This is a genomic window from Candidatus Hakubella thermalkaliphila, from assembly GCF_013281975.1.
Taxonomy (GTDB): domain Bacteria; phylum Actinomycetota; class Humimicrobiia; order Hakubellales; family Hakubellaceae; genus Hakubella; species Hakubella thermalkaliphila.
This window is the reverse complement of record NZ_BLRZ01000191.1, coordinates 1-2,319: the sequence shown is the minus strand read 5'-3', so window position 1 is coordinate 2,319 and position 2,319 is coordinate 1. Positions and strand designations below refer to the sequence as shown.

Here is a 2,319-nt window from a genome sequence, read left to right as displayed (position 1 = left end):
CCTTGACCTGAACCTTATCTGCCAGACCTAATTGGGTCAGCTCTTTCACCAGCGCATGGTGAATTTGTTCTGCCCCCGCTGAAACACAGCATGTTCCCCGACCAATTAGGAGAGTCTTAGGGGTTGCCGAAAAATAAAGTTTACTTTTCACCCTTTATTGCTTGCTTTGGAGTTGACCTTGGAAAAATGGTATAGTTCCATTCTGGATTCACATCGTGATATCGTATGTTCAACTCTTTTTCCTGCTGCCTGAGAGGTCTACTTTCTACCTTTCCCTTATGTTTCTTTCTGCTTCTCGCAGAACCCATCAATCCACCCTTTCTAACATAACTATACTAACAGCAAACAATCTTTTCAATAACAATTTACCATTTTTCATTTTTCTCTTGGGACAATTGTGTAATTCCATTGTGGATATAGATTATGAGGATCAAGATTTAACGCCTGCATTTGCTCATCAGAAATTTTAATTCCGGTCTTGTAGTACTTTGTATCTAAAAATGCCTTTATCCTTAACCCAGATTTTGTTGTTGTAGCGCTTATCATATTAACCACTGTCTCAAGGTTAACAAGCGGTTGTCCTCTCCAGTTCATGCTGATAAAAGAAAACATTCTGTGCTCTATCTTATTCCATTTACTGGTACCCGGTGGATAATGGCAAACTGCGATCGAAAGGGAAATCTCATCAGATAAAAGTTGCAAGTAAAATTTCCATGCCCGATTACGACTACCGTTACTTCCTCCTCCATCAGCACAAATTAACATTCTCTTGGTATTGGGGTATTGATGAGAACCAAACTGCTTCCACCACCTTCTTATGCTCTCTACTGCAAACTCCGCTGTCTCATGTGATATCCCTACATTTACCACGTCATTATTTTTCTGGATATCATAGGCCCCATAAGGAATCGCTGTGCCTTTCGATAAACTGGGGTAATCATAAACATTTACCTCTTCTGGAGAGCCTTTGGGGCGCCACCTTCTCCCTGGATTCTTGAAATCTCCTACTCGTTCTTTCTTCTTCGCATCAATTGATATAACAGGGTCCCCCCACCCCATGAATTCCTTTGCTAGATCGTTAATATACCGAAACTGACTATCACGATCTTTATGAGTTCCACCTTCCTTTACCTTCACATTAGCTTGCAGCGAGTAGTCCATCTCCTTGAGTATTCGTCCTACTGTATCCTCAGTAATAGAGTAGCCTAGTCTCTGTAGCTGATCCTTAATCTGATAAGTGGATTTACTTGTCCACTTCAGCAAACTCATTGGATCACCTGCAGTCGTTTCATCCATGATCTCTTTTAGAACCTTTAGAATTTCGGGATTCCTTTCCTCTATTCTTTTTCGCCCCGCTCCAGGCCGACGGATTCTTTCTCCAGCATCAAATTTCTCTTTTGCTTTTAACTCCTTTATCCCCTTTATTATGGTAGGTTTAGATAAACCAGTTAATTCACACATCTTTTTAATCCCACCATGCCCAATTATCATAGCCTCTCTCGCAACAAACCAGCGAGCCTGCGCTTCATTTAGCGTGCCGAACACCTTCAGCATTGTATCTTTTTGTGTCCTTTCTGCCATGCTTTTATTACAGCATGACTATCAAAATAAGTCAACTTTATTTTTAGGCAACCCCTTAGCTAACATCTTACTCTCTCCCTCCGGCAAAGATCTCTCTTACTTTCCCACTATTCAGGCGGCCATGGACTGTGGAGGTTACCTGGCCTTCAGTTATCTCGATCGTCATTATACAGGGCCCTAGCGCACAGCAACCAATACAGGCAACAGATTCGAGAGTGTATTCCAAATCAGGGGTAGTCTGTCCTTCCTTAATGCCCAGTACTTTTTCTGTTGTTTCCATAATCTGCCGGGCACCCCGTACATGGCAAGCTGTTCCCCGGCACACCATGACCCGGGTCTTGCCTATCGGGGTGAAACGAAACAGAGCATAGAAGGATGCCACACCGAAGACAGTGCTTTCAGTCACGCCACACAGCTCAGCGACCTTGACCATCTCCTCTTTGGGAAGATAGCCAAATCTCCCCTGAGTCTGCTGCAGAATCGGTATCAGTTGGCCTCTTTTTCCTTTCACGTTAAACCTCCCTTAGACGGCCTTCCATAATCCTTCCCTGTTCAGTTATCAACTGTCAGCGTTCAGCTTTTTGATGAATGAGACAAAGCATTCGTGTAAGCGTTCGTCCTTCAGCGCTCAACTTCCCGGCAACAACTTAGGGCTGATTGCTGACTGATGAACGCTTACTTATGAAGTTGTCTAAAAACTCGACCTTTTTAACGAGCTAGGGTTTCTTTTCTGACCGT

The 2,319-nt window shown here is 43.3% G+C and carries 2 protein-coding genes; both read right to left on the bottom strand.

Features of this window, described 5'->3' with window-relative positions; translation table 11 throughout:
• Window positions 1-375 precede the first annotated feature (375 nt).
• Window positions 376-1,581, bottom strand: a complete 1,206-nt coding sequence (locus HW443_RS10745; RefSeq protein WP_176238184.1) for an ISAzo13 family transposase — start codon at window positions 1,579-1,581, stop codon at window positions 376-378.
• Between the two features lie 67 nt (window positions 1,582-1,648).
• On the bottom strand, window positions 1,649-2,092 hold the full coding sequence (locus HW443_RS10740) for an NADH-quinone oxidoreductase subunit NuoE family protein (protein ID WP_176231918.1): 444 nt from the start codon (window positions 2,090-2,092) through the stop codon (window positions 1,649-1,651).
• Window positions 2,093-2,319 lie beyond the last annotated feature (227 nt).